The organism is Novosphingobium rosa NBRC 15208 (assembly GCF_001598555.1).
In the GTDB taxonomy this organism is placed as follows: Bacteria; Pseudomonadota; Alphaproteobacteria; order Sphingomonadales; family Sphingomonadaceae; genus Novosphingobium; species Novosphingobium rosa.
This window is the reverse complement of record NZ_BCZE01000035.1, coordinates 74,646-92,892: the sequence shown is the minus strand read 5'-3', so window position 1 is coordinate 92,892 and position 18,247 is coordinate 74,646. Positions and strand designations below refer to the sequence as shown.

Genomic DNA, 18,247 nt, shown 5'->3' with positions numbered 1-18,247 from the left:
CCGTGCCGCTCGCCGAGACGGTCGAAGCCATGGAGCAGCTGGTCGAAGCCGGGCTGATCGCCCGCTGGGGCGTGAGCAACCTCGATACAGACGATATGGGCGAACTCTTCGATGCCGGCGGCGAGGCCTGCGCCACCAATCAGATCCTCTACAATCTGACCCGGCGCGGCCCGGAATTCGATCTCCTGCCCTGGCTGAAGCGATGCTCCATTCCGGTCATGGCCTATAGCCCGGTCGAACAAGGCCGCCTGCTTGATCGGCGGGCGCTTATCGAAATCGCGGAGCGTCATACCGCCAGCCCGGCCCAGGTCGCGCTGGCCTGGCTTCTCCACCGGGACGGCATCCTGCCCATCCCCAAGGCTGGAACCGTGGAGCATGTGAGGGACAATCGCGCTGCTGCCGATCTTGTCCTGACGCCCGACGATCTCAATGAGCTTGATCGCCGTTTTCTCAAACCGACAAGACGGCGCCCGCTGGAAATGCTCTAGACCCTGGCGATCAGGAAATGCTTGGTCCGCCACGCCCGCGCCCGACCGACCAGTTGACCTCATCGCCGCGCATCAGGCCCGACACATTCTGTCCTGCCTTGCGCTCCAGCATCGGCTTCCAGGGTACCAGCGTAAAATCATGGGCACGCTCGACCAGCGCGAACCGCCCACTCACCAGATCGACCGGACAACGATAGATCCCCTCGATGCGGGCACCCTGCCGCGCCTCCTCGAATGGAAGATCCAGTTCCGCCGAAAGCTGCCGTGCCGCGTTCGCCAAATCCCTGCGCTCCAACGCCTGGATCATGCCCTTGGGAAAAAGCCCGGTTTCATTCTCCTGCGCGAAGCCCTGCGCCAACAACCATTGCCGCCTGCGCTCCATGACTTCACGCAGGTCTCGACCGAAGCCGGCATCTCGCAAGGCTCTAGCGCTCACATCGGCCCCATCGCCAGGGGCTGCCCCCAGCGCTCCGCCTCCCGCCTGCCTCGACCCGGTCGGCACCTGCCCCGCCAGGCTGCGATCAATCCAGCTTGCCGCCTCGACATCGACCAGCTTCTCCAGCGGCATGGTCGAGAGGCTGGTGATGGCGACGGGATGCTCACGCAACTGCTTCTCTTCCCAGGCCGTCACCCGGTCGAGGTGGTCGGGCGCAATCACCCACTGGCCCGAGGGTTCGCGTGTCACCCCGCCACCGCCACGCCGCATCGCTTCGAGACGCCGCACATGAGTCTGGGCAAAGGCCTCGCTGGCTGCCGGATCGTACCGCAGATGCAGGTCAACATCATAGCAGCCATCATTGGCGGCCGCGACCTCGGCAATCACCCTGTCCGATGGCCGCAGCGTCGCTTTGAGCGGATCGATGCGGACCACCGATCCGGGTGAAAGCTGATGCTGGTCGAGAGGCAAATCCCGCCCGCCACCGACATCAAGATAGTGGCTTCGCCCGTCGGTGCCATCGACAATCAGATAATGGCGATCTGCATGTTCGTCGGAGAGGCCATGGGCCAGCACCCGCCCGACGATAGACCGAACCACTGTCGCTCCCGCCTCATGGATCACCTGATCACCCACAGCCCGTTCGACGCCGGCGCGGGTCATCTCGCGCTGCATCGTGCGGATGATATCGCCTCGCTCGCCCATGCGCCGCAGCGTGTCCTCCAGATTGTCTGCCAGCCGGTAGCGGGTGCCTTCCACCGGCTCGGCCAGACCCAATCGCGCCAGCTTGGCCAGACGCCCTGCCCGCAGCGTCTGATCGAAGGGATCACGCCCTGCAGAGTCGACCTCACGCTGGGCATTGGCGGTCTTGAGCAGCGAGCGGTCGATCAAGGTCAACCGCTCAGCCTCCACCTCGGCCCGCAGCATGGTTTCAACCTCGCGCTCGGTCCGTGGTCCCAGATCGAGATCGACCAGCTCGATGGCACGCTCGCGCAGCCCCCTGGTCATATAGTCCTTGGCGATCACCAGATCCTGCCCGCGACCGTCCTTCCCCCGCACCAGTATATGCGTGTGAGGATGGCCGGTGTTGAAGTGATCGATCGCGACCCAATCGAGCTTGGTTCCCAGATCCTGCTCCATGCGCTCCATCAGGCGCCGGGTCAGAGGTTTCAAATCCTCATACTGGTCGCCGTCCTCCGGCGAGACGATGAAGCGGAACTGGTGGCGATCGCCCGCACCGCGTTCCTGGAACGCCTCGGCATCGACGGCGTCCTCATCGCGACCGTAAAGCGTCCCGCGCTCACCATCCCTGGTGGTGCCATCGCGCTGGAGGTAGCGCAGATGCGCAGCTGCAGCTGCGGCACCCTTTCCGGACAGGCGCACGATGCTGCCTTTGACGATCACGCGACGGCTATGGCCGGCACCATATTTGCCCCGGCTGCCGAGCACCCGGCCGACCCCGCTGCCGCGCCCGATCCGGCTCCCGGAAAAGCTGCCTTTACCGGCCCTTCCACCGGCACCGCCGCGTGCAAGATTGGCCGCGGCCAGCACGCGCCCGAGAAAGCGCTTCCCCGAGCCCTTGCCCTTGTTGCCGATGCGACCGAGGCGTGGTTTGAAATCGTCATCCTGTGCCATGGTCGACCACCTTGCCGCTGGAGTGCCCTTCCTGTGCCCATTTCCGCCCGCAGCACCTCGTGGTGCCGACGAAACCCGCAGAAAACCTCCATTCTGCACTCACATGGCACTGTCGCCGCAAGCATGGTGCCAGCAAAGAACCCAAAAAAAGATGTGCAGGCAATGGGTTATGGCGACGCAGTGCCATAGCTTTATCTTGCCTTACGCGCCCCCTCCCCCACAGCCCCCTCCCCAGCCCAGATTGCCCCTCCACCAGCCCCGGACCGCAAAGTGGATCAGCACCAGGCTGACGCCATCGAAACGGGACGTCGAAGTCACGCAAAAATGCCTGATTTACGGGCATCACGGCGCCTTTCTGACAACAAACATTGGGTCATGGAGAGGTGCTTCGGACACAGAATTCCCAGGAATTGCCCCCCGATCTGCCGGGTTGATCAGCACCACAAACATGCCGGTCTGGCGCGGAAATTCCAGCCGAGGTTCGTCACCTTTTACAGCGATCTGCCCACTTCGCGCGGTCGCCTGTATGACCTTGGTGAGATAGCTGCGGGTCTCATCCGGCAAGGGGCGTCCATCCCTGATGCTCGCCCTATATCGTCCCGGCCCTGCGTTGTAGGCCCCGAAAAGACCGGGATAGCCGAACCGATCATACATCGCTCGGAGATAGGCGGTCCCGGCAAGAATGTTGTCGCGCGGCTCGTAGGGATCGCCACCGAGCCCCAGAGCCGAACGCATCGATGCCCATGTCGCGGGCATCAACTGCATCAGCCCCATCGCGCCCGCCCGGCTGGTGATGGGCCTGCCCTGCCAGATGGTCATGCCGCGACTTTCGGCGCGCATCACCTGCTCGATCCATGCAGAGGGGACGCCAAAGCGGGCAGAGGCTTCTGTGATGATCTCGCGCCATTGCCCAACCGCATCACCGCCGCTTCCGGTGCTGGCCGCTGCGCCGCCGCCCATTACAGGGACATTTGCAATCGACGGCTGAGCGTAGGCAGGAGGGTGCAACAAGGTTGAGACAAGAGCCACAATCCCCCCCGCCGCGGCGCGGCACCGGAACCTCAGCGCGCCCATAGCAATGTTGCCTTGCCGATGAGATCAGACTGCTTGCTGATCCCAAAATAGCGCCCGTCGAACGAGTCCGAACGCTCAGCCGTGAGCAGGAAAAACTCACCCTCCCCGAGGTCAACACAGCCCTGCCAGAGGGGAAGTGGGCGTCCGCGCCCATCGACATTTCGGCGCAACGCTAACTTGACGCCGTTCACTGAGATCACCGGGCCGATGGCACAGACAGTATCATAAGAGTGCGCCGCCACCCGCTTCACCAACGGCACGCCGGTCGGTAAATAATGACGACTGGCCGCGAGTGAGCGGACATCGCCCGGCGGCCATGCGATAGCCCATTCGCCGCGATCCGGCAGCCTGCCCGGATACACACGATAGAGGCCAATGGGCGCGCTGGCACTGGCATTCCAGAGCAGACGCGGCATGGGAGGCGAAACGATCGTGACGCCCAGCGCCAGCAAGGCGGTGCCTACGGCTGCCGCACGGCGTTGCAGGATGCGACGGCGCGCGGCGCGCTGCCGACTGCCTTCCATCCAGACCACCAGCGGCTCGGGACGGTCCTTGCTGGCCGGATCAGTCATGATCGCCTCCCTGCGCGTGAGCCAGCGACCAGGCCTCCAGATCATCGATATGATAGACCCATGTGGCGCCATGCATGCGGCACCGTGGCCCGGTCTTGCTGCGCCTCATCCGGCGGAGCGTGTCGAGGCTGACACCAAGATGGTACGCGACCTGTTTGCAGGTCAGGAAGGGCCGGGTTTCACGGGCGAACTGCGCCCGCTTCTCGGCATTTCTGCTGTTAACGCGCGCGTCTTCCTTAGGAGTTTTCATAGTCTGTTACCCCATGCGACCTCGCTCGATTGCGCAGTCGACGGGGCACCACATGAAACACGCCCAGCCCCTCCGGCAGGGTCAAAAACAGGGGGTGCCGTTTTCGACCCCCGTAAAAATGCCTGCCCGGCAGTGTGGGCCAAGTGGCCTCAATCCGGCTTCAGCCGGGCGTCGAGTTGGGCCTTGGCATCGCGCATCTCACGTTCGATCTGGCGGCGTTCACCGCGCGCGGTGCAGGCAAACAGTTCCGCGCGCAGTTCCTCGATGTGCTGTTCGATGCTCATGGCCTTCGCTCCTGATGGGGTGCAAGATGAAGGCTCTGCCCGGCGCCCTGTGGTCCGGGTCAAGGACCGCGCAGCGGCCGCTTTAGCGGCGGTGGGGGCAACGATTTTTCGGGGGCGCGACTATGCTGGCGAATCCAGAAGAAGCGCCAGACCGCCAACGAAAAATGGTGGGGCCCCGCCGTCCTTGAGGCGGGCCGCAGGGCGCCGGATACTAGGCCAATCGCTGGCAGACATGTTTCTCCCGACCTCTCAGCTCAGGGGAAAAAGCAGGGCGTCCGCCTTCCGGCAGCGGTCGATAAACCGGTGCAAAGTCGGTTGGGAAATGGTCGATAGCCTGTGGATAATCAGTGGATATCTGTTCCGGCGATCAGACGCAGCGGCTGTAATTCGCGGCAAAGATCGTCGAATTTCTCGAAGAAATGAGCTTCGATCCACCCGGCACTCGACGCAAAAACCTCAACGATACCCGGTAAATCGAGCGCGCGCGCCGCCGCCAGACCGTCACGGAAAAGGGTGGGATCACGCTGCCGCGCTGCCACCAGATCGCCGGTTGCGCGCATGCTTTGCGAGATCAACCAGAGAATATGGATCAGCCGCTCCAGAGAGGTGAGGCCTTGCGTCCCGACCTTCTGCTCACGCTGATCGATGGCCACGCCCCATCGGTTCAACCAGATCTCGTGAGCCATCCCCTGCATGCGTCCTGACTAGCGAGCACGGCACGCCGGGATCAAGCCCGCCACCACAGGAAACCCACAGGTAGCGCTCGACGCGCACGCCACCGCACAGAAATATCGAACGCCACCATCAACCTTCGGACCCTACACTTGCCCTGTCTCCCGCATGAAAAACAGTGGAAATCCCTTCCTTTCCGGCTTGGCCGAATCGCGGTTTCGACCGATCCTCACAGGCTCATGGACTGCCCGGTTTTCAATCGAGACAAGGGATAGTAGATGGCGACGATGTTAGAGACCATTCGGTGGCTGGTGGAACGATTGTCACCCTCACCAGTCTGCGCCGCCTGTGTAGGGCGACACCTCAATCTGCCCATCGATGATGCGCTTCACGCCGATCTGGGCGAGCTGACGGTCGAGCGGGATTTCGCCAGCCAGCGGGACGCCTGCGGCCTGTGCGGCGGGCATGGTCCGGTGATCCTCAAGCAGCGGCGCCAGAACGCCGCATAAGCCGACTTTCGTTTCGGGTGCAGGCAGACGCCAGCCATGCCTACGCGCGACATGGCGACGCCGCCCGTTCCCGAAGGATCGAGCGGCGTCCCTGTATGCCAGCGCTAAACCGCCCGGCTCAGACCTTGGCCGGGGCCCCGCTCACGGCTTCGGCAGCGGGCGTTTTCGCGGTGGTGGTCTTCGGTTCAGCCTTGGGCTTCGCCTCGGCTTTCGGCGTCACTTTGGCTTTCGGCTTTGCCGGGGCCTTCGCTTTGAGCGGCGATGTCGCTTCCGTCGAAGCCTTCACCTTCGAAGCGACCTTGGCAGCAGACTTCGGCTTGGGCGCTGTCTTGGTTGCTGCCTTGACCGCAGGTTCCGTTGTCGCTTTGGCGTCCACAACAGCAGCAAGCGGTGAGGCAATCGCCGTCACAGCCTTTGCCGTCTTGGCAGAAACCTTCTTCGCCGCAACTGCGGGCTTGGCCGCTACGGCTTTCGCCTTGGCCGGAGCCTTTGTGGGGGCGGACACCGCTTCGCCCGGTGCAGAAGCGGCAGCAGCGGCAGGCACCGTGCGCTTACGGCCAAGTCCCAGCTTCTGGGCGATCTCGCGGCGCTGCGCAGCGTAATCGGGCGCAACCATCGGATAATCAGCCTTCAAGCCGTAGCGCTCGCGATATTGCGCAGGCGTGAGGTTATGGAGCGCGAGATGACGCTTGAGCGTCTTATACTTCTTGCCATCGATGAGACTGACAAGGTGATCCGATTTCACCGAAACACGCGGAGAAACCGCCGGTTCATACGTCACGATTTCGGGCTGCGACGACTTGTCGCTGCTCAATTCGGTGACCGCCGCATGCATATCCTTGAGGAAAGCAGGCACATCCTGCGCTCCGGGATTCACATTGGGATTCTGGAGCCAGGCAATGGTGATTTCACCCGCCAGTTCGATCAGGCTTGCAGCGATTTCGGTATCAGTCTCGGACATATTATTTCCTCATCTTGCGACGGCACCAAGGGCTACGCCTCTCCCCGTACTCAGTCAAATATTGACCAAGAAGAGGTGCCGCCAGTTCCGCGCCGGGACTGGCGGCATCGTGATTTTCACCTTGCGCAACAATATGTGAAAATTCCGTCTATTGATGCCATCCGGAGATGATGCAAACTATCCTGAAGCCAGAAGCGATGATGATCGTTCGATCTCAAAATAGGACGAAACCGGTGCCAAAAGGCAATGGTGACTGCCTGTCGCACGAGAGTTTGCGGCTCGGCATTCTCAACGGCAATCGCTCCGAACTGCGCGCCCCCAAGACTGGCATGAGCAGAAACTGCAAGGACGCATCCATGTCGATTGGAATCAGCCAATCGACATGGATGCGTCCTTATTTGAACCTTCGTGGCGAGCAGCAGAGCGCTATTCGCTGCGCCGGAGACAGCGTGAATTCTTCAAACAAGGCGCCGCCAATTCCGGAACGGGACTGGCGGCGCTCGGTATTACTGAGAGGTGTCAGGAATGGCCGTTCCTCTCCGGGTGAGGGACGATTTCAAGCGCTGGCACGGTGAAATCGGCAGCATCAAACCATGCGACGATGCTCTCGAAAGTTTCGAGATCGGTGACGGTGTTGCGGCCCAACAAGGCGCGATCACCGCCATCGGTGTCGATGTAGACGACATCGCCTTTGCCATCGAAAACTGCGCGTTGGGGCATCCAACTGCTGCAACCGTCGCACCAGCGACGAAAGGGCAGGCCGCGCGCGAAGCAGAAATCCTCAAGCTGGGTGAATTGCCCCAGCGCCACCTCGTGAGACATGAGGCAGAGCGGGTGCCCCGGAACGAACTGCGAGACTTCAAAGGGCTTGCCGTCCCATTCGAGCGATAGATCTTCCTGCGCGATAAGGTCTAGGAATTCGGGAAGTTGCTGCGACGACAGCTTGCCGCCGATGGTGATGAAAGCTGAAACACGGTCAACCATGATCGTTCTCCTTGAGATTGGGAATGGTGCTGCGCGGGACCGAAGGGAGCGCGCGGCAAGTCTATTTCGAAGGGTGAGGAATGGCGGGGATGGTGCCGGGCGGCACCATCCCCGCGCTCGTCAGGCAGCCAGAGCGCTGGCCTCGGTCTGGGCCTCGACCTCATCCTCATCATGGCCCCCGGCGTCAGACGGATCACCGGAAAGTCGGTCGAGATCGTCTCCGTCTTCGTCCTTGGCGTCGGCGTCGGGTCCGTCGCCGCCAGCCAGCGCCTTGGCCGTCGCTTCGGCCTTATCGACGGTGCCCACACCGCCGCGCGTGGTGTAGGCGGCAGGCGGGAACGTCATCCAGCGCGGCACCCAACCCTCACGCCTTTCGCGACCATCGGCACCCTCAAGATGACCCCGGATGATGGTCTTGAGCACCTTGGTCCTTTCGCCCGCGTTGGCGCTGGCAACAGTTGCCCCCGCCACCTCGGCCAAGATGGCGAGCAGCACCTCGCGGTCGCGCAGACCCTCGAAAAAGGCATCATCGGCCTGCCAGTTCTCGGCCATGTTCAGGCCAATATGCTGCCCGAGCAGTTCGACGATGGCGCTCCCCGAGGCCAGCGTTTCGCCCATCACCACGGCAAGCACGGCCATCACCTGCGGATCGCCGAGTGCGAGCAGGCGGGAGAAGGTGACGACAAGGCGGCTCCACGATCCATTGCCGATGCCGACCACGGTCGGGTCGTCAGCATCCATCCCGAGCATGGCGAGCACATCGCGCCGCACCATGTCGAAACAGGTTTCACCGTTGCTGCATTCGACGCTTTCACGAATGGTATCGTTGCGGGTGGCCTGCGTTTCAAGCCGCACCGACCAGAGCGAGGAACCCGCGATGGCATGGGCGACCATCAGCCGCATGGCGACACCGGGATGACCGGTGAGCGCGGCCCGCAGCGCGGCATGACGATGCAGGTCGATATAGGTCTGCGTCGTCCCGGTGATCTCGGAACGGGGTGCCTTGATGCCATGACCGACGGCCTCGCCCTTTTCCAGACGGCGGGCCTCCTTGGCGGTGATGTAGCCTTCATGGAAGGTCACCTCGCCGCTGTCGCGCACCTCGATATAGACCCGCCCGCCCTTGCGCTTGGGAGCCTTCACATGCTCCCAATTGCGAAAATGCTCGCCGACCGGCAGGGTAACGACATCCGGCCACCCCTCTTCGAGATAGGTGGCGCGCCGCGCAGCAATCGCTTCATTCTGGCCCTTCCAGAATGCATCGCTGTCGGCGAAATAGCGGTCCTCACCGAAGAGGTCAGCGACAATGGCGGTCACGCCTTCGGGATCGAAAAGGGCGTGTTTGACCGCAATGGACTTGCCGCCAAACAGCCATGCCTTGAGCTGATGGCCGGTCGGGCAATAGGCCTCCGGATCGTCGAGCAGCGCCAACCATGCGCGCTGCTGGCTCTTGCTGGCCATGGTAAGGTGACGCACCGTGGCGGGGTCGATCTTCTCCTGCCGGTAGAGGTCACGGATGCGCGGCATGAGATTGCCAAGGGCAAGGATGCGCTTCACCGCCAGATCGGGCAGGCCGAAGGTCAGGGCGATCTCGGCGGGGTCGCGCCCTTCCTTCACCAGCCGGGTGAAGCTCTCCCAGCACGTCACCTCATCGGGATCGAGCCGGGCGCGGTTCTCGATCAGCGATGCCTCGACGGCATCCGCATCGTCGCCCGATTCCAGAATGGCGCAGGGCATGGGCTCCACCTCCTGCCCGGCTTCCTGCCGCTCTGCGGCAACAAGGCTGGCGGCGTGGAAACGCCGCGCGCCTGCCACGATTTCAAAGGTGTCGGGGCTCCCATGGGCAGCAGCGACGGAGGGGCGCACCAGCACCGGCACGACAATGCCCCGCGCACGGACGGTCGGCAGAATATCGGACACATCGGGCGCTTTCTTCGAATAGCGCATATTGGCTTTGCTCACGCAGAGCTTGCCAAGATCGATAAAGTCGAGTTTCATGGCATTACCTTTCATAAGGTGCCGGTCCGCCCTGACCCTCCAGGAATGGCGGACCGGCTTAGGATTGGGCGGAAAACGCCGCCCGCGTCAGGCCGCTTGCCTGCTTCCAATCAGGCAAGCGGCAAGGGAATGGCCGTCACAAGGCCGTAAGGCTGGGCGGCAAAATCCGATCAGAAACCGGTCAGGCGCAGGGCGATTTCAGCCTGCGAGATCGAGCCCAGATTGCGGGCAGTCTGCGCCCAGAGCGACATCGGGTCGGTGCTGGAGAAATCGGGATCGCGCTCGATCCGCAGATTGAAAGGCAAGCGCATCGCCGCGATGTCCGACAGGCTGAACGAACCGAGTTCGGGGCAACCAAAGCCGAGGTCCGCCAGCCCGAAAAGCGTGTCGCCGTCCTCGTCCAGTTCGGTGGCCAACCATGTCGCGCTGCCGCAGGGATTGAAGAGTTTGAGCAGCGGCACCGGATCGGGATCGGGCAAGCCGTCGCGCTGTGCCGCGATGTGCCGCGTCCCATTGGCCAGCAAGGCCACGCGCATGGTGTCAGGAAGGAGGATCATGCTGCGGCCCTCCATTCCTCTTGCGCCAGATGCGGGCCTGCTCCCGTTCCTGCCCCCTCCAGCCTGGAAGCCTTGGCTTCCTCATGGCGGGTCAGCAGCCAATCGGCAGCTTTGCTTGCCTGACTGGCGGCGCGGAAGATGGCGCGGTTATCCTCGCGCAACACCTCAAGCCATGAACCGAGATAATCGGCATGGCGAACGCTCGGCACGATGCCCAGCGCCGCACACAGGAAGGCAGAGCCCATTTCCGCGACGAGTTCCTCGCGGGCGTAATCCTTGCTGCCAAAGGCGTTCCTGATCTGACGCCCCAAGCGGCTGGGATGACCCGTCGCATGGGTCTTATGCCGATATCGGCATAATGGCCATAATGCCGCGATCCGGATTATGCCGCATGGCACCGCAAAGGCGCGGCTGGCGGCATGATCGCGCTGCGCCCATTCGGCATAATCTCCGTCGCTCCAACAACATGGAGCACGAAGGTCATGTCCGACAATCTTGAAACCTGCATCGAGCCGTATTTGCCCGCGTTTGAGCGGACCTATGCCGCCGAGAACTACACGGCGCGGACGATTATCACGTATCGGTGTCGAGCGAGGAAGTTCGGCGCGTTGCTTGACCAAGCAGGCATCGCTCCCTCGTCGGTAACGCTCGATTGCATCGAGGCGCTGATGCGAGAGGTGCCGAGGGCGCGGAAGAACACGATCCGCCTCGACACCATCGCGCGCCGGCTTGTTCAGCATTTGATCGATATCGGCGTGGCGCAACCGGTGCCGTTCACCGAGGCTGAGATCGCGCGCGCGGCGTTGCTGACGGACTTCGAGACCTATCTCGTCAAGCAGCGCGGCCTCAGCCCGCGTAGCATCCCCCATACGGTGGGCTTTGCGCGTCGGTTCCTTGACTATCGGTTCGGCAAGACGATGCCCGATACGGCGTGCCTGCGTCCCGCCGATGCGATCAGCTTCATGGAGCATGTGCTGATCAGCGCCCGTCGCGACAAGACGGTGGCGACCCATGTCCGCATCTTCCTTCAATACCTGTTCGGATGTGGGGCCACGGCGACCAATCTGGCGCTGAGCGTGCCGAAGGTGGCGAAGGTTTGGGGCGCGCGACTGCCGCGCCACTTGTCGCCCGAGGGCGTCGAGGCGGTGCTGGCTTGCGTGCGCGACAATCCCCGGCACGGTGCGCGGGATTATGCGATGCTTCTGCTCATGGCCCGGCTTGGGCTGCGTGCGGCCGAGGTCATCGCGATCCAGCTCGGCGACATCGACTGGCGTTCGGGCGAACTGACGGTGCGCGGCAAGGGCAAGCTGCACGACCGCCTGCCGATCACGGTGGAGGTCGGCGATGCGCTGAGCACCTATCTTCGCGAGGAGCGAGGACCGACCACCTGCCGCACGATGTTCGTGACACATCGCGCGCCGCATCGCCCGTTCAAGGATGGGCAGATCGTCAACGCCATCCTCAAGGATGCCTTGAAGGCGACTGGCCAGAAGCCGGTGACGCCCTATGTGGGATCGCACCTTCTGCGTCATAGCCTTGCCACCCGGCTCGTGAACACAGGCGCGTCGCTCGATGAAGTGGGCGACGTGCTGCGGCACCGCGCGCGATCATCGACGATGATATATGCCCGGCTCGACATCGACGGGCTGCGGTTGGTCGCGCAGCCCTGGCCGGTGGCGGGAGGCGCACAATGAGCCTCACCTCTCAACTCGACCGCTATCTGAGCGTCCGGCGCAGCCTCGGCTACGACCTTGCCACCAGCGAGCGCATCCTGCGCCGCTTCACCCGGTTCGCCGACCGCGAGGGTGCCGTTCATATCGACACCGCGTTGTTCCTGCGCTGGCACGCCACGCTGGCCGAAGGAGGCCCCTCGACCCGAGGGGCGAGGCTCAGCGTCGTGCGCCTGTTCGCGCAATGGCTGAGCAGCTTCGATCCGGGGCACGAAGCGCCGCCGCGCGGTCTGCTGCCGGGTGGCTTCAACCGGTCGCGCCCGCATATCTATACCGATGTCGAGATCGGAGCCATCATCGCAGCGGCCAAGGCGCTGCCATCGATCTATGGCCTGCGCGGGCTGACCTGTTCGACGTTGTTCGGGCTGATCGCGGTCACGGGCCTGAGGATCAACGAGGCGCTGTCGCTCGATCGTGACGATCTCGACCGCGATCATGGTGTGTTGCGCGTCCGGCAGGGGAAGCTCGGCAAAGAGCGGTTGCTGCCGCTCGATCCAAGCGTCGTCACGGAGCTGATCAGCTATCTTGCTGAACGCGACCGGCTGATCGGCCATCCGGGCAAGCCTCTGTTCGTCACCGACAAGGCAACGAGGCTCACCGACTGCTCGGCCCGATACAACTTCGCGCGAGCCTGCCAGCAGATCGGGCTCCGGACTCCTCAGCCATACTGCAAACATGGCCGGGGACCGCGCATCCACGATCTTCGCCATAGCTTCGCGGTCAAGACGATGATCGGCTGGTATCGCACCGGCAAAGACCCGGCGCGCGAGATGATCCGGCTGACGACCTATCTGGGCCATAGCGATCCCTCCAACACATACTGGTATCTGGAAGCGGTCCCGGAACTGCTCGATCTGGCGATGGCGCGAGCGACCGCCGATGGGCGGGAGGCAGTCCAATGAGCGCGGTCGCCTTGCCCGCGCTGATCCAGCGCTTCTTCACCGACCGGCTGTGCGTCCAGATGGAGGCTAGCCGACATACGGTCGCGGGCTATCGCGACACGTTCCGGTTGCTGCTCAGATATGCGGGCGCTCGATACGGCAAACCGCCGGTCAAGCTCACGGTAGAGGATATCGACGCCGATCTGGTCGCCGACTTCCTCCTGCATACCGAGACGGCGCGGGGCAACAGCGCGCGCAGCCGCAACACCCGGCTCGCCGCGATCCGGTCGTTCTACCGCTACGTCGCGATGAGCGATCCGACTTGGCTGCTCCACTGCCAGCGCATCCTCGCGATGCCCAACAAACGCTATGTGAAGCGCACGGTGACGTTCCTCGACGCCAACGAGATCGCGGCGTTGCTGGCGGCTCCTGATCGCACGACATGGGCGGGGCGGCGCGATCATGCGTTGCTGTTGCTCGCCGTCCAGACCGGCCTTCGGGCATCCGAACTGGTCGGCCTGACGCGCGGCGATGTTACGCTCGGGAACGGCGCGCACATCCGCTGCATGGGCAAGGGCCGGAAGGAGCGCGCTACCCCGCTTCGGCGCGAGACGGCCAAGCTGCTGGCGGCGTGGATCGGCGATGATAAGGATGAGAGCAGGCCACTGTTCCCGTCGATCCGGGGCGAGCGGCTGAGCCGCGATGCGCTCGAACATCTGGTCCGCAAGCACTGTCTCACGGCGTCGCGCGCGTGCCGCAGCATCGGCTCCAAGCGGGTCACGCCGCATACGCTGCGCCACAGCACGGCGATGGACCTGCTCCATCACGGCGTCGATCCAGCGGTAATCGCACTCTGGCTTGGTCACGAGAACGTCGAGACCACCCAGATCTACATCCATGCCGACATGCGGATGAAGGAAAAGGCGCTCGCTCGCGTGGCTGCTCCGCCCACCCCGTCAGGCCGATTCCGACCCGACGACCAACTCCTCGCGTTCTTGGAAGGCCTCTGATTATGCCGAACCGTCGCGCGGCCGATGGCCGGAAAACTACCCTCGACCAGAGACCGCGCGGCATAATCCGGATCGCGGCATTATGGGTGAGTTCGTGCAGCGCCGTGCGATACCAGTTGATGCTGTCGAAAAAGGCCAGCGGCGGGGGCACCTGCACGTAATCGGCGGAAGGCACATAGTAGGCGCGGTTGCCGCCGATGTGGAATTCGACGCCGGATGCCGCGATCACTTCGTCACCCACCGGGGCAATCCGCCCCATGGGCAAGGGCTCGGGATCACATGCCAGCCCTTCCCGCAGGCCTTCGCATTGCGCGACGTTGAACACGGTAAAACGCTTGAGAAAAGCGATGCTGCGCGCCTCGCCGCCACTCTGCTCGGCCCGCTGCTTTTCCGTTTCCGGCGTGAAGCGGTCGGCATAGACCACGGTCACGCCTTTCTCGCCTTTCTTCACATTGCCCCCGGCTTCGAGCGCCTGTTTGAAGGTGAGCCAGCCTTGCGAAGGATAGTGATGCTCGATGACCGCGCCCCAGAGCAACAGCACATTGACCCCGGAATAGGCCCGGCGGGTCAAGGCATTGCGGGGCATGCCCGGTGCCAGTCCACCCGACGATGCATCCGGGGCGGCCCATGGCTGAACCCATGGGAAGCGTTCTGCTTCAAGCTGGGCGATGATCTTGGCCGTGACCTCATCATAGAGGGCATTGCGCGATTCCTGCGGACGCGACGATGCGTCCCCACGCCGATGGCGTGCAGCTTCCTTCACCATGGCGAAGGCTCCTTTTCGGTTGTGAGGGGAAAGGGGTACTTCGGGAAAGGCGGGGGAACCGCGTGGCTCCCCGCCCGTGACATCAGATTACCGGATCAGATTATGCGATCGGGTTTGGGGATCATTGCGAGATCAGGCCAGAGCCTTCAGGCCAGCTCGGGCCCTTCGGCCTTTGACTTTGCCGAACGGGAGGGCCTGCGCGGGCCGAAGTCGTCGCGATCATGATCGGGCTCGATGGCATCGTGCTCCATGGCATCCCGGCGAAAGTCCTCCGCAGGAAGGTCTGCCGCCTCCCCTTCCCGCCGACGCTGCGCCGTGGGCCGCACGATGTTCCAGACGTTATCCTGCTGGCGCGAACGAAACATGCGGATGGGAACGAAGCCCGACTGCGCGGTGTCGATGTAACCGCCAAAGTAGGTTTCCCCTGTTTCCTTGGCTGCGCGCTCCCAGATCGATCCCAGGCGGACATCACGGCCACGTGGGCTCTTGGTCATGAGATTGAAGAGAGGGGCACGCGGATTGTCCGAGGCAACCTTTTCAAGAAAGATGCCATCGAAATCGAAACCGGCCTCGGCAATATAGCCGTTGACGCCACCATTTTCACTGCGGATCATTTCACCGATATTCATGATCTTTACTCCATCCTGTGGTTCATCCTTGCTGTCAGAGAATTTTCACTTCCCCTCTGACAAGATCACTTATACAGGACTTCGCGATTTCAGAGTATATCATTGTTTTCTTGACAGAAAACCCATCGGATCTGGTGAGTCCGAGCATCTGCCCGGGGCCGCGACCAGCGGCCCAGCAAACCCATAACGCATGGGTCGCATGCGGCCCATTCCCTTGCTGCCAGGGATCGAACGCAAGCCGAGCCTCCCGATCCATCGTTCCCGGAGCCGTCCTCGCAGGATCCCCAGGGCCGTGCGGACTGTCTTGGTGGCAACAGGCACGGGAGGGGAGATGTTAGCTCAGCTTGGTGAAAGGGGGCTGGCGCTGCTCTTTGGAGCAGACAACGCCGCCGGCCCTCTTTCGCCTAGCTGAGCTTCCCCCCGACGCAACTCGTTACCACCGAACATCCGTATGGCACGCCAGGGATGCTGGGAGACGGCGCAGGGGACGCATGGGTCGGCTGGCGGGCGATCCCCCATCGCGCGGCTCATCCGCGCGATTCCATCAGCGAAGCGGCTGCAACCTCGCCGCCGCCACTGCCATCGCCGTCAAGGCAAAGGCGATCTGGCACCACCCCACCTTCGGCCCAGCGATCGTTACCCCCAGGGCCGGGACGCCTCCAGCGGCCCGGTGCCCCTGAGGCCGCGTGCGGCTTCAGGGGTATAGAGCGCGGTCGCGTCACACCGCGAGGGCTCGATCCAGCGACCCAACTCCATGCCGGCAAATCCGAAAATCATTCTTGCCACTACAGCATTCCGGGTAAAAATGGCTGGGCCGTGATGACAGGTAAAGCTGCGGTCTACATCGCCCCACGCGTGAGATTTCATAAGCTCCACGGCACTATGGTATCTCTGGCCCCCAAATATCTCCCCAATCGAAACAACAGGCTCGGATGATGGGCTGCTGAGGAACTGTATCCGACGACCGGCGGCTTCATCCATGCTCCTTGCCGCTTCTCCGCAGCAGCCATCGATACCCGCCTCCGGCCATGGCTCGGGCATCGCTGACCAGCCGACGCACACGGGAACGCAAGGAATCTGAAGGTCCACTCCAGTCGGCGGCCACCCGCTCTTCGCCAAAGAAGACCGATGCTATCTCCCGCTGGCTCGCCCCATCGGCCAGAGCATCATGCACCCGTAGAACATCAAGGCCACGATCCATGCGCGGGTCGACAGGAAAAAGCGCGGTCGGAAAGCTCCGCTGCCGACACAGGGCAAGAAAGCGCCGCAACGGCGGAACCAGTCCTTCAGCCGTGACGATGCCGCCCAGCCTGTAGTGAAAACTGACCATATCGCGCCCGCCCAGGCGTCCCTCGACGATATCAAGCCTGATATGCTGCCAGCCATCGGAGAGCAGCACATGCTCCCCGCCCCCGATGTCGGTGGCGATGGTCAGCCAGGGCGCCAGATCACGCAGTACGACGCTGTCAGCAGCGTCCCCCACCCCACTGCTGACCGCCACGGGCAAAATGGCCGGATCGAGGTCAGCACTCCAGATCACCCTGGCCAGAGGGGCCGGGTGATCTGGATCTTCCGCGAAAGTGCAGCCCCCAGCACGCGGGCGTGCCGGTGGCTCGGGTCGCAGCGCTGGCTGCAGCATACCAGGCAATATAGTCGCGGTCGCGCCGCAGCCATTCCCACATCAGCCCGGCGCGATCGAGGCCGCGCAGGCTGCGATAAAAGGCATCGTCGCGCCAGCTCCCGCGCAGCGTGCCGCCCGCCCCCAGCTTCATGACGAAATCCAGGAAAACATACCTAATTCAGCGTCACGACGGCCGGGACGCTACGAACCGTCAAAGCATGCCTTAAGACACAGAGCAGCAATGCATATAAAATGTTGCATGCCAAGATCATCAGAAGTGGTATGACGACTCTATAATGGCCACGATTCAGGATTGGCTTGAGAAACCAGTCCGGGATTTTCATGGGAAGGAAAGGCGACCTCGGGAGACCGGCGGCTTGAAACACCGCCCGAGGTCGAAGACGTGCCTTATGGGCATCGAACGGATCGTAACCCAATTCAAGCGTGTAGTTGATGACAGCCAGACCGCGGCAGACCTGATCAAAGCCACGAGCGATGTAACCCGATGGTTGGGTTTTCGCTATTTCGCGATCACCCATCACGTCGATCTTGCAGCCTTCCCCAATCCCATCTGCCTGACAAACTATCCGACAGCCTGGGTCGATTATTATCGCCTCAAAGCCTTTGGCATGGTCGATCCGGTCCACCGGGCCAGCCATATGACACCAGCAGGTTTCTGGTGGTCGAGAATGGCCGAACTGATCCGCCTCACCGACAGGGACGATGCGATCATGCGCTTGGGTCGTATCCAGGGCATCGGCGAAGGCTTCACAGTTCCGACCAATCAGGCGGGCGGCCTGTGTTGTTCGTGCACCTTTTCGGCGGAGAGTGGCTTTATGATTGATCCCATCAAACAGGCTCTGGCGCAGCTTGCCGGACTGGTCGCCTTCGCCGCCGCCCACAGGCTCTGGCCTGGGCGAAACACACGTCCCGCCGAGCTGCGCCCGCAATTGACCCCGCAGCAGCAAGCCTGCGTCCAGCTTGTCGCCCAGGGCATGACCGATCGCCAGATCAGCAGGATTCTTGGCATCGCCGAAGAGACGGTGGCGAGCCATATCAAGAATGCCTGCGAGCGTTACGGGGTGAAGAAGCGCACATCTCTGGTGGCCTTCGCGCTGGTGGACGGCGCAATCATGGTGTCCAAATTGTAAACCGTAAGCCATCACCCTTTTCCGGGATACCCGAGCGCA

The 18,247-nt window shown here is 62.9% G+C and carries 19 protein-coding genes and 2 pseudogenes; 6 read left to right on the top strand and 15 right to left on the bottom strand.

Features of this window, described 5'->3' with window-relative positions; all coding sequences use genetic code 11:
* Positions 1-488, top strand: a 488-nt coding sequence (locus SR3_RS14385; RefSeq protein WP_174549153.1) for an aldo/keto reductase, incomplete at its 5' end; no start/stop codon positions are given.
* Positions 489-498: 10 nt separating this feature from the next.
* Here the strand turns inward: SR3_RS14385 and SR3_RS14380 are convergent.
* The 6 genes from SR3_RS14380 to SR3_RS14360 form a co-directional block, all read right to left on the bottom strand.
* Positions 499-2,559, bottom strand: a complete 2,061-nt coding sequence (locus SR3_RS14380) for a DUF3363 domain-containing protein (RefSeq protein WP_068087242.1) — start codon at positions 2,557-2,559, stop codon at positions 499-501.
* A 342-nt stretch (positions 2,560-2,901) separates the two neighbouring features.
* The gene (locus SR3_RS30640) at positions 2,902-3,519 is read right to left on the bottom strand and encodes a lytic transglycosylase domain-containing protein (RefSeq protein ID WP_157098857.1); all 618 of its coding nucleotides are present in this window, start codon (positions 3,517-3,519) and stop codon (positions 2,902-2,904) included.
* 101 nt (positions 3,520-3,620) lie between these two features.
* Positions 3,621-4,205 (bottom strand): S26 family signal peptidase, encoded by a 585-nt coding sequence (locus tag SR3_RS14370; protein WP_068087239.1) that lies wholly within the window; start codon positions 4,203-4,205, stop codon positions 3,621-3,623.
* Positions 4,198-4,455 (bottom strand): helix-turn-helix transcriptional regulator, encoded by a 258-nt coding sequence (locus tag SR3_RS14365; RefSeq protein WP_068087235.1) that lies wholly within the window; start codon positions 4,453-4,455, stop codon positions 4,198-4,200. The genes SR3_RS14370 and SR3_RS14365 overlap by 8 nt, the downstream gene beginning before the upstream one ends.
* A gap of 149 nt (positions 4,456-4,604) precedes the next feature.
* A complete protein-coding gene (locus SR3_RS32660; RefSeq protein ID WP_281198727.1) occupies positions 4,605-4,739 on the bottom strand; it encodes a hypothetical protein in 135 nt (44 codons plus the stop codon).
* Between the two features lie 344 nt (positions 4,740-5,083).
* On the bottom strand, positions 5,084-5,425 hold the full coding sequence (locus SR3_RS14360; protein WP_068087232.1) for a hypothetical protein: 342 nt from the start codon (positions 5,423-5,425) through the stop codon (positions 5,084-5,086).
* A 264-nt stretch (positions 5,426-5,689) separates the two neighbouring features.
* Between SR3_RS14360 and SR3_RS31335 the strand changes: the two genes are divergently transcribed.
* Complete coding sequence (locus SR3_RS31335; protein ID WP_157098855.1) at positions 5,690-5,920, top strand: hypothetical protein; 231 nt, start codon at positions 5,690-5,692, stop codon at positions 5,918-5,920.
* Between the two features lie 118 nt (positions 5,921-6,038).
* On the opposite strand, the gene SR3_RS30635 is transcribed toward SR3_RS31335, so the two are convergent.
* The 5 genes and pseudogenes from SR3_RS30635 to SR3_RS30630 form a co-directional block, all read right to left on the bottom strand.
* On the bottom strand, positions 6,039-6,881 hold the full coding sequence (locus tag SR3_RS30635; protein ID WP_084455573.1) for a MucR family transcriptional regulator: 843 nt from the start codon (positions 6,879-6,881) through the stop codon (positions 6,039-6,041).
* Positions 6,882-7,400: 519 nt separating this feature from the next.
* Entirely contained in the window at positions 7,401-7,865 is a 465-nt protein-coding gene (locus SR3_RS14350) for a hypothetical protein (protein ID WP_068087229.1), read from the bottom strand.
* Positions 7,866-7,985: 120 nt separating this feature from the next.
* Complete coding sequence (locus SR3_RS14345) at positions 7,986-9,863, bottom strand: ParB/RepB/Spo0J family partition protein (RefSeq protein WP_068087226.1); 1,878 nt, start codon at positions 9,861-9,863, stop codon at positions 7,986-7,988.
* A 170-nt stretch (positions 9,864-10,033) separates the two neighbouring features.
* The gene (locus tag SR3_RS14340) at positions 10,034-10,420 is read right to left on the bottom strand and encodes a DUF2958 domain-containing protein (protein ID WP_068087284.1); all 387 of its coding nucleotides are present in this window, start codon (positions 10,418-10,420) and stop codon (positions 10,034-10,036) included.
* Positions 10,417-10,758: pseudogene (locus tag SR3_RS30630) on the bottom strand (zincin-like metallopeptidase domain-containing protein); the annotation flags it as partial. The pseudogene SR3_RS30630 and the gene SR3_RS14340, both read right to left, overlap by 4 nt.
* Before the next feature lie 81 nt (positions 10,759-10,839).
* On the opposite strand from SR3_RS30630, the gene SR3_RS14330 reads away from it, so the two are divergent.
* Genes SR3_RS14330 through SR3_RS14320 form a run of 3 tightly spaced genes read left to right on the top strand, consistent with a single transcriptional unit; the run spans position 10,840 to position 14,041 of the window.
* Positions 10,840-12,114 (top strand): tyrosine-type recombinase/integrase, encoded by a 1,275-nt coding sequence (locus SR3_RS14330; RefSeq protein WP_245653922.1) that lies wholly within the window; start codon positions 10,840-10,842, stop codon positions 12,112-12,114.
* Positions 12,111-13,052: a tyrosine-type recombinase/integrase gene (locus SR3_RS14325; RefSeq protein WP_068087220.1), complete on the top strand. Its 942-nt coding sequence runs from the start codon at positions 12,111-12,113 to the stop codon at positions 13,050-13,052. The genes SR3_RS14330 and SR3_RS14325 overlap by 4 nt, the downstream gene beginning before the upstream one ends.
* A complete protein-coding gene (locus SR3_RS14320) occupies positions 13,049-14,041 on the top strand; it encodes a tyrosine-type recombinase/integrase (protein WP_068087217.1) in 993 nt (330 codons plus the stop codon). The genes SR3_RS14325 and SR3_RS14320 overlap by 4 nt, the downstream gene beginning before the upstream one ends.
* 136 nt (positions 14,042-14,177) lie before the next feature.
* Here SR3_RS14320 and SR3_RS30625 read toward each other — a convergent pair.
* From SR3_RS30625 to SR3_RS31865, 4 genes and pseudogenes are all read right to left on the bottom strand, one after another.
* A pseudogene (locus tag SR3_RS30625) lies at positions 14,178-14,807 on the bottom strand (ArdC family protein); the annotation flags it as partial.
* 146 nt (positions 14,808-14,953) lie between these two features.
* Complete coding sequence (locus tag SR3_RS14315) at positions 14,954-15,436, bottom strand: DUF736 family protein (RefSeq protein WP_068087214.1); 483 nt, start codon at positions 15,434-15,436, stop codon at positions 14,954-14,956.
* A gap of 973 nt (positions 15,437-16,409) precedes the next feature.
* Positions 16,410-16,976 (bottom strand): DUF2285 domain-containing protein, encoded by a 567-nt coding sequence (locus SR3_RS14310; RefSeq protein ID WP_068087211.1) that lies wholly within the window; start codon positions 16,974-16,976, stop codon positions 16,410-16,412.
* Positions 16,960-17,208, bottom strand: a complete 249-nt coding sequence (locus SR3_RS31865; RefSeq protein WP_068087208.1) for a transcriptional regulator domain-containing protein — start codon at positions 17,206-17,208, stop codon at positions 16,960-16,962. The genes SR3_RS14310 and SR3_RS31865 overlap by 17 nt, the downstream gene beginning before the upstream one ends.
* 259 nt (positions 17,209-17,467) lie before the next feature.
* Between SR3_RS31865 and SR3_RS14300 the strand changes: the two genes are divergently transcribed.
* On the top strand, positions 17,468-18,208 hold the full coding sequence (locus SR3_RS14300; protein WP_169805641.1) for a helix-turn-helix transcriptional regulator: 741 nt from the start codon (positions 17,468-17,470) through the stop codon (positions 18,206-18,208).
* Positions 18,209-18,247 lie beyond the last annotated feature (39 nt).

Excerpts from the sequence above, each read along its gene's own strand:
- SR3_RS14380 (WP_068087242.1), bottom strand. The coding sequence starts at position 2,559 with ATGGCACAGGATGACGATTTCAAACCACGCCTCGGTCGCATCGGCAAC.
- SR3_RS30640 (WP_157098857.1), bottom strand. The coding sequence starts at position 3,519 with ATGGGCGGCGGCGCAGCGGCCAGCACCGGAAGCGGCGGTGATGCGGTT.
- SR3_RS14370 (WP_068087239.1), bottom strand. The coding sequence starts at position 4,205 with ATGACTGATCCGGCCAGCAAGGACCGTCCCGAGCCGCTGGTGGTCTGG.
- SR3_RS14365 (WP_068087235.1), bottom strand. The coding sequence starts at position 4,455 with ATGAAAACTCCTAAGGAAGACGCGCGCGTTAACAGCAGAAATGCCGAG.
- SR3_RS32660 (WP_281198727.1), bottom strand. The coding sequence starts at position 4,739 with ATGAGCATCGAACAGCACATCGAGGAACTGCGCGCGGAACTGTTTGCC.
- SR3_RS14360 (WP_068087232.1), bottom strand. The coding sequence starts at position 5,425 with ATGGCTCACGAGATCTGGTTGAACCGATGGGGCGTGGCCATCGATCAG.
- SR3_RS31335 (WP_157098855.1), top strand. The coding sequence starts at position 5,690 with ATGGCGACGATGTTAGAGACCATTCGGTGGCTGGTGGAACGATTGTCA.
- SR3_RS30635 (WP_084455573.1), bottom strand. The coding sequence starts at position 6,881 with ATGTCCGAGACTGATACCGAAATCGCTGCAAGCCTGATCGAACTGGCG.
- SR3_RS14350 (WP_068087229.1), bottom strand. The coding sequence starts at position 7,865 with ATGGTTGACCGTGTTTCAGCTTTCATCACCATCGGCGGCAAGCTGTCG.
- SR3_RS14345 (WP_068087226.1), bottom strand. The coding sequence starts at position 9,863 with ATGAAACTCGACTTTATCGATCTTGGCAAGCTCTGCGTGAGCAAAGCC.
- SR3_RS14340 (WP_068087284.1), bottom strand. The coding sequence starts at position 10,420 with ATGATCCTCCTTCCTGACACCATGCGCGTGGCCTTGCTGGCCAATGGG.
- SR3_RS14330 (WP_245653922.1), top strand. The coding sequence starts at position 10,840 with ATGATCGCGCTGCGCCCATTCGGCATAATCTCCGTCGCTCCAACAACA.
- SR3_RS14325 (WP_068087220.1), top strand. The coding sequence starts at position 12,111 with ATGAGCCTCACCTCTCAACTCGACCGCTATCTGAGCGTCCGGCGCAGC.
- SR3_RS14320 (WP_068087217.1), top strand. The coding sequence starts at position 13,049 with ATGAGCGCGGTCGCCTTGCCCGCGCTGATCCAGCGCTTCTTCACCGAC.
- SR3_RS14315 (WP_068087214.1), bottom strand. The coding sequence starts at position 15,436 with ATGAATATCGGTGAAATGATCCGCAGTGAAAATGGTGGCGTCAACGGC.
- SR3_RS31865 (WP_068087208.1), bottom strand. The coding sequence starts at position 17,208 with ATGAAGCTGGGGGCGGGCGGCACGCTGCGCGGGAGCTGGCGCGACGAT.
- SR3_RS14300 (WP_169805641.1), top strand. The coding sequence starts at position 17,468 with ATGGGCATCGAACGGATCGTAACCCAATTCAAGCGTGTAGTTGATGAC.